Source organism: Dehalococcoidales bacterium, assembly GCA_028716225.1.
In the GTDB taxonomy this organism is placed as follows: domain Bacteria; phylum Chloroflexota; class Dehalococcoidia; order Dehalococcoidales; family UBA5760; genus UBA5760.
Genome location: JAQUQE010000054.1, coordinates 1 through 6,774 on the forward strand (window position 1 = coordinate 1; position 6,774 = coordinate 6,774).

At 50.8% G+C, this 6,774-nt stretch carries 11 protein-coding genes; all 11 read left to right on the forward strand.

What is annotated here, in order from left to right; translation table 11 throughout:
• The first annotated feature begins 86 nt into the window (after window positions 1-86).
• Window positions 87-362, forward strand: coding sequence for a hypothetical protein (locus PHI12_12570; protein ID MDD5511624.1), 276 nt, complete (start codon window positions 87-89; stop codon window positions 360-362).
• A 4-nt stretch (window positions 363-366) separates the two neighbouring features.
• Window positions 367-717 (forward strand): hypothetical protein, encoded by a 351-nt coding sequence (locus tag PHI12_12575; GenBank protein MDD5511625.1) that lies wholly within the window; start codon window positions 367-369, stop codon window positions 715-717.
• A gap of 393 nt (window positions 718-1,110) precedes the next feature.
• Window positions 1,111-1,320 (forward strand): hypothetical protein, encoded by a 210-nt coding sequence (locus tag PHI12_12580; protein ID MDD5511626.1) that lies wholly within the window; start codon window positions 1,111-1,113, stop codon window positions 1,318-1,320.
• An 8-nt stretch (window positions 1,321-1,328) separates the two neighbouring features.
• On the forward strand, window positions 1,329-1,643 hold the full coding sequence (locus PHI12_12585) for a hypothetical protein (GenBank protein MDD5511627.1): 315 nt from the start codon (window positions 1,329-1,331) through the stop codon (window positions 1,641-1,643).
• Window positions 1,640-2,251, forward strand: coding sequence for a hypothetical protein (locus PHI12_12590; GenBank protein ID MDD5511628.1), 612 nt, complete (start codon window positions 1,640-1,642; stop codon window positions 2,249-2,251). The genes PHI12_12585 and PHI12_12590 overlap by 4 nt, the downstream gene beginning before the upstream one ends.
• Window positions 2,252-2,264: 13 nt before the next feature.
• On the forward strand, window positions 2,265-2,492 hold the full coding sequence (locus PHI12_12595; GenBank protein ID MDD5511629.1) for a hypothetical protein: 228 nt from the start codon (window positions 2,265-2,267) through the stop codon (window positions 2,490-2,492).
• 65 nt (window positions 2,493-2,557) lie between these two features.
• Complete coding sequence (locus PHI12_12600) at window positions 2,558-3,457, forward strand: phage antirepressor N-terminal domain-containing protein (GenBank protein ID MDD5511630.1); 900 nt, start codon at window positions 2,558-2,560, stop codon at window positions 3,455-3,457.
• Window positions 3,458-3,535: 78 nt separating this feature from the next.
• Window positions 3,536-4,486 (forward strand): hypothetical protein, encoded by a 951-nt coding sequence (locus PHI12_12605; protein ID MDD5511631.1) that lies wholly within the window; start codon window positions 3,536-3,538, stop codon window positions 4,484-4,486.
• Window positions 4,487-4,569: 83 nt separating this feature from the next.
• Entirely contained in the window at window positions 4,570-4,716 is a 147-nt protein-coding gene (locus PHI12_12610; protein ID MDD5511632.1) for a hypothetical protein, read from the forward strand.
• Complete coding sequence (locus PHI12_12615) at window positions 4,713-6,089, forward strand: hypothetical protein (protein MDD5511633.1); 1,377 nt, start codon at window positions 4,713-4,715, stop codon at window positions 6,087-6,089. The genes PHI12_12610 and PHI12_12615 overlap by 4 nt, the downstream gene beginning before the upstream one ends.
• Complete coding sequence (locus tag PHI12_12620) at window positions 6,086-6,688, forward strand: hypothetical protein (protein MDD5511634.1); 603 nt, start codon at window positions 6,086-6,088, stop codon at window positions 6,686-6,688. The genes PHI12_12615 and PHI12_12620 overlap by 4 nt, the downstream gene beginning before the upstream one ends.
• Window positions 6,689-6,774: the final 86 nt, after the last annotated feature.

Consider the following 6,774-nt stretch of genomic DNA (forward strand, 5'->3'; position numbering starts at 1 on the left):
GGTCGTGACATCCGGGGGCACGGCGGGGACGACGGGTCCGACAAGCGCCGTGACTGTCAGGATGGTAACAACGTAGGAGGCTTCAGATGGAAAAACTGATAGAGAAGGCGTTGCTGCGTGGTGAGCCGATGTCCGGGGCGGATGTCGATGTCGACTTCATGGTTCGCGAGTTGGACTTCGAGGTTTCTCGGTGGAAGCGGTATTTGCAGCGCGTCAAAGACGAGCGCGATATTTTGAAGAGGGGCAAGGTAGACCCCATTGAATCCATGCAGCGGCTGTATAAGCTATACAAGGAGATTGCTACGGTGGGGAAGAACAAGTCAGACGATTACATGAAATCGTACAGGTTTGGGCGGGGATAATGAAATGAAGAAACTCATAGAGAAAATCGAGAATCGCGTTGTCGAGGGTAAAGAGGACTACGACATTGTTCTCGATAAGGATTTCGACATGGTGTACAAGGGCTACCAGCTCAGGAGATGGCATGTGCGCCGGGGCGGGAAGTCAATTTACCGGATTGACGATGAACGCCGAGGGTATCGAGTTGTGTCTGTATTGCCGGGTGAGTCTCTTTCTCACGGTGTCTTCCATAGCTTTGACCTGGCAGTCGCGAAGGTAGCGTCGCTTATAGACGCGACGGTCAATGCGTTTGGGGAGAAATACGACGTTACTCCGCGAAAAAAAGGCGGGGAATGGTCAACCATCGAAGTGAGGTAGGTACGATATGCGAAGCCTTTTGGAGCGACTGTCGGCGGGTTCTATCAGAGCGTCTGTCCAGACGGGTGATGCGTGGTTGACGTTCAAAGAAGACGGGGATCGTATTGATTACACGGTATGGGCATTTGTGCTCCCGTACTTTGGGGAGCAACCGGCGAATGATTCTGTATATGTATTTGCCCGTGGGCGTACTCCTGGGCCTATCGATGATCTGGTAGACAGGATGCAGCGTTCTTATCGTTCGAATTCGTATTTGATGGAATACGATGGATCGAGGACCGATTATCCATACACCAAGGGCAAGTATACTGGATTGACAAGCAAGGATGTGTCCGAGGGACCAGGATCTACTACTTACAGGTTGTCAAAGCTATAGGAATAATGCGTAGTCTTTTGGAAAAGATTGAGAAGAAACAAGAGGCATCGTATTTGGGCAATCTGGGTGCTGTGGAGATGATGCAGTTTTACCGTGCTGCATCGCGGCAAGATGTGCAAAAAATGGAGCGGCTGCTATCGGACGGTGATTTCGAGGGGGCATGGGCGCTCTTGCAAAAAGTAACAGGAACGAAGCTTGCGAGCTTGCGATCTCATAGGGCAAAATGAGACAGCTTTTGGAGAGGCTTGGCTCTTTTAAAAATCTTAAAATAGGAGCCATATACACTCATCCTCGTGCATCAGAGAAGTTCATGTGGACTGGCATTATAATTCCACCTGAAGATAGCATTGATTTTTATTGTGACATATGCCGAAAGTCTCTTGTTGGAAATAGACAGTTTGTTTTTGCTATGAATAGTCGTGACTTTTTAAACTATAAACCTTCTGAAGAAGGTGATTTTGTAAATATTGGGAGTGAATGTGTAAAGAAAATGTCTCAGACTGGAGATCCTGTTTGGGATGTGAAATCGTCTGATTTTGGAGAACCATGAAAAATCTTCTTGAACGATTGGAGTTGACGGAGGCAAAGGGTGCAGTGATTCACGTCCGGGAACTTCCTGGTGCTATCCGTAAGGTGCTCAAGGAAGTGGGATTCAAAAAGAGCGACATCACGGTGGTGCCCGAGGATCGCGTGAGTCTGCAGGGGTATTCCGGGGAGGGATACCGGGCATTTGCGGCTGTGGTGAACCTCGAGACCGGACAGTACAGTCTGCATTGGGGAGACTGGGGTGGCCCGAATGCTTATGCGAAGAAGGCTGTGGATTGGGACGACAAGAAGCACGCGATACCGCCGAACAAGGGTGCTGTGGTGCTCGGATACCAGGGCGGCACGGGGCCGGTAGGGGCCACGGTCTACGTCCATCCAGATACCATTTCGGGATTCTTGCCGCCGCAACACGATCTCACGGACAGACAGCAATCGATCTTGGGCATGTGCCGATATACATCGGCGTATAAGAAAGAACTTTTTCAACGGAACGACGTGACCCCCGAAGAGATAGACGATTTGGTGAAAGCGGGGTTCATTGCCAGGTCGAGCAGCGGAGCCACAAGGCTTACCATATCGGGCAAGAACGTAGTTCAGGGTATGCGGTGGTAAGGAGTAGCAGGTCATGAAAGAACTGATTGAGCGAATGGATACGCGGGACATCAGGGAGCTGATAGACTACGCCGAGCAACTTGGGGACATATCGAGGGATATAGAGAAGATGCTGTCTCGGCCGAATGCCGGGCGAGTCTTGGGCGACGAATTACGCACCATACGGAAGGCCGTAGACATGATTGACAGTGCGTGGTCAGAGGTAGGCGAGCGAATTTCTCGAGCGGAAAACCTAAAATAAGTTGACAAATTATTTTAGGTTATTATAATAATAGTATGAAGATTTGCAAATATACAGGAAGTAAAATGTTGGGATGCAGGGGGTACAAGGGGTATGGGGACGGAACAACCGACGATGATGATGGAGACAAGAAAAACGAGATCGTCCGGGTAGGGTTTCGCGGCGGCGAAATAGAGGCGGTACAGCTACCAGACGGATCGGTCTGGGTTTCGGTGCGCCGGGTCTGCGAGCACCTCGGGATTGACCCATGGAATCAGCAATTGAAACTCAAGGAACAGCCTTGGGCTCGTACCGTGATTATCACGGTACCAGACGTAAGGGGCCATAAGCAGGAAGCTTTCATGCTCCATCTGGACAACCTGCCTATGTGGTTGACGAAGATCAATCGTAACAAGGTGAGCCCTGATACTCAGCCTTTGCTGGATGCGTATCAGAAAGAGGCGGACGGAGTTTTGAGAGATTATTTTTACGGCAGGTCGCCAATGAAGATGCCTACATATGTGGAGGCTCTTCGGCAGCTAGCTGATCAGCTCGAGACAAACGCTAAAATCAAAAACGAAAACCACATGCTCAAGCTCAAGGGTAAGGTGGACCGGCCTTTTATTCTTGCTGGTAAAGCCATGATCAATACCGAGGCTTACTGCAAAATTGCCGAATTTGCAAAGTCGGTCAAAATCGACGGCAAGATTTTAGGCCCGCTCAAGATGTTCCAGTTCTTGCGCGCGAAAGGGGTTTTATTCAAAAAACCTCACGGGGATAACCTACCATATCAGTGCCATATCGACACCGGGAGATTTATCGTGCAGCAGGGCACGCATCCGGATGGACACGGCGGGGAGAAGATTCACCATACGACGTATATCACCCGAAAAGGGGAGGGGTACGTCATAAACCTCATGATCAACGATCCTCTTTTTTTGCACATGTCGATTACAGTACGAGGCGAAAACCGGGTTATGTTCTAGTAGTTTTAAAAAAAAATCTACATCTTTAATGTTGACAAACTATATTGAGATGTTATCTTTATTATAGGAGGTAGCGAGATGTGGTTGGCAATATTTTCACTGGTAATCATGATGGTGGGCTGCGAGACGGTAGGGCCGGATACCGACGCGGATACGGATGTCAACACGGACAATCAGGCTAGTACCGATGCGGATACGGACAGCGATACCGACACGGATACCGACGCCGATTCTGACAATGATTCCGATGTGGATGCGGATACAGACACGGATTCTGACAGTGATTCCGATGCGGATACCGACGCCGATACAGACGCGGACACAGATGTAGATACGGATACGGATGCTGATACGGACGCCGATGCGGATACGGATGCGGATTCTGACAGCGATGCCGATAGTGATACCGACGCGGATTCCGATACGGACGCGGATATGGAATGTAATCCATATGCGTGTCGATACGACTGTGGCGAGGCTCCGGTGATACCGGGAAGTTGTCTCGGTGTTGGCATGAAGTGTTGTGATTTCGGCGATACGGATACTGGCGGGTTGGATACCGGGGAACCAGATACAGGAACTGGCGAGCTAGATACCGGAGAGATGGATACCGGAACCGGAACGTACAATCCGTGCCTAGAGATAAACGGCATGGAGTACCCGGAGGGTAGTGGTCACTGCTGGTATATGCGACCGAGTGACGATCCCCAAAGCTGCTCTTCGATGTGCGCTGATGCGGACCTGGAGGTCGACGGTGATTTTATGTCTTCCTTTTTTGCTGACCCAGAAAATTGCCGAAAAATTATCGAATATAGGGGGTATTTCGCGACGTACGAATACGTATCGTTCGCTCACAACGAATGCGAAACAGATTATAATGGCCATGCAATACTCTTTGGTTGTTACGTTGATAGCGGTAGTGCCAGTGCGAGTATCGGACGGATCGTTCTTGCAAAATGCGGAGACACAATAGACGTAGAGGCTGAGTTGCCGCTTTCTACCCAACAGCTCATTTGCGCTTGCAAATAGTAAAAAAAAATGTTGACAAATTAATTCTAGGCTATATACTTTAAGATAAAGATGGCGGGCAAGATGTCCGCAGGGAGGTTTACATGGATTTCCACTTCGATGTTTGTCCGGAATGTGATGGTCTCGGGGTTCTCTATGCCGATGGTTGGGGCATCGAGGAATGTCCGGTGTGCCGGGGAACCGGGGAAGATCGCATGACGTTGGTCTTCGAGAAGGAGGATGCGGCATGATGATCGAGCTATCTATTCATAGGGATTACGTTCCCACTTGGGGGGCGTGGGAGGGGCTGCGTGAAGTCTTCCAAAACGCGCTCGATGAGCATGACCGGGGGCGACCGATCAAGGTCAAGCATAAAGACGACCAGCTCATAGTCGGCAACGAAGGCGCTGAACTGCGGGCGGAGCATTTGCTCATCGGAATGAGCGACAAGGCGGGGACAGGGCTACGTGGGCGTCACGGCGAGGGGCTAGATGTCGGGCTCCTCGCGCTCGTGCGTGCGGGGTTTGCGGTCGAGATCCGCACACCGACCGAAAACTGGACGCCGCTCATAAAGCGGAGCGAGAAGTACGATGCGGATGTGCTGTACATCAAAACGACGAAGGTGAAGCAGCGTCGTGGCGGGACGGAATTCAGAATCAGTCCGGTTACCGAAGAGCTGTATGCACAGGTCAAGTCGCGATTCCTGGACCTGCAGGCGCTGGGTCCGGATGACGCTGTGGAAGATAGCTACTACGGCGCGGTATTGCTCAATCCCGCGCATATGGGGATGATCTTTGTCAAGGGGATCTATGTTCAGAGCGATCCTGAAATCGTGTACGGGTACAATTTCCTGAACGTTGGGCTGGATCGCGACCGAAGGATCGTCTCAGACTTCAATTTGAAGTGGGCATCGTCGGCAATCCTGGCATCTGCGATGGCGGCCAGGCCAGAGCTGCTCGAGGACCGTATCTATCGGATGGTCTGTGACGGCCGAAAAGAAGTCGAAAATCTCCATTGCTTCGGCGGAGATACGCCCAAAAAGGCTATTGCCAGGCAATTCGCTGCCGAACACGGTGATGCGGTGCCTGTGGCGTCCATCGGGGACAGCCAAGAGATGTCATCCTTTGGGCGAAAATCGGTGGTGGCCAATCAGGAACTCAGAAAAATCCTGGAAAACGAGATGGATACACCGCAGAAGGTCCGAGATGCCGCGCGAAAGATGACGACCCGGACGTATGCGTGGGACGAACTGTCCGAAGAAGAACGGTTTATTCTGGAGCGGGCTGCCAAAACCATCGACACGGCGATAGCAATGTTTGCTCAAAATATAGAGCTGTGCAAGGCTATGGGGGCCATGGATTTGCACAGGGTCGACGTTAAGGTTCTTGATATAGCTCAAGTCGTTGATTTTCGTGAAAATACTTATCTCGGACTATATAAGGACGGCAAAATCCTGATCTCCAAGGCGGTACTCGAAAACTACTTTGGGGCGCTCAGGATCGTCATTCATGAAATAGCCCATGTGGTCTCGAATGGCGCGGATGGGTCACTGGGTCATGCGTCTGCTCTGCAGGCGATCTGGGTGGCCGTATATTTTCTCAAACATCGGGAAGGTGTGGAATGAGCGAGAGAGCAACAATAGTCACCCAAGAAATAAAAGACCGACTCATCAAAGCGGGAATAGCGGTGGATGAAGAGCATATCGTCATGGGTAGTGCTGAGGTGATCTATCTTCAATCGGGAGTAAGAATTCGCATCGAGTCTCAGCGTACACGGGAAACGGGCAAGCTCTATGCGTCCATCGCTCATCGGTATGGGATTAAAGCTAAGACGAAAATAGTAAACGAAACGAAAAACGGAAAATTCGTGGAGCGAGTTGTTGAAGCGGTGCGACAGTTTCTCGCTGACACAGCCCCACTGGTATCGGATCAGGAAACCATGTGTGGAAATGCGGCGGCAATTGCTGCCGCAACCGGAGGCAAATTGTCATTCGATGAACGCCGTGTCAATTTGCCGGACCCTTGCTTACAGGTTGAGGTTGTCGATGTAGACATAGTGCGTATTGTCGTTTCGGCTCCTACCGATGTCGCGGTAGCAATTATCCAGGCGGCTAGGGAAATCCTAGATGCCAGAGAACATGCGATGGCAGGATGTCAACAGTACAGGTCTCAGGTCGATGCAACTCATGATAGCGCGGGACATCTGTCTTGCGAGAAAGGGTGAGGCAGATGACTCGTGAAATAAAAGACTGCAATATTTTTTCGTGTGGGCTAGACGATTATCGCGAAGTACTTGCAGGTGTGATAAAT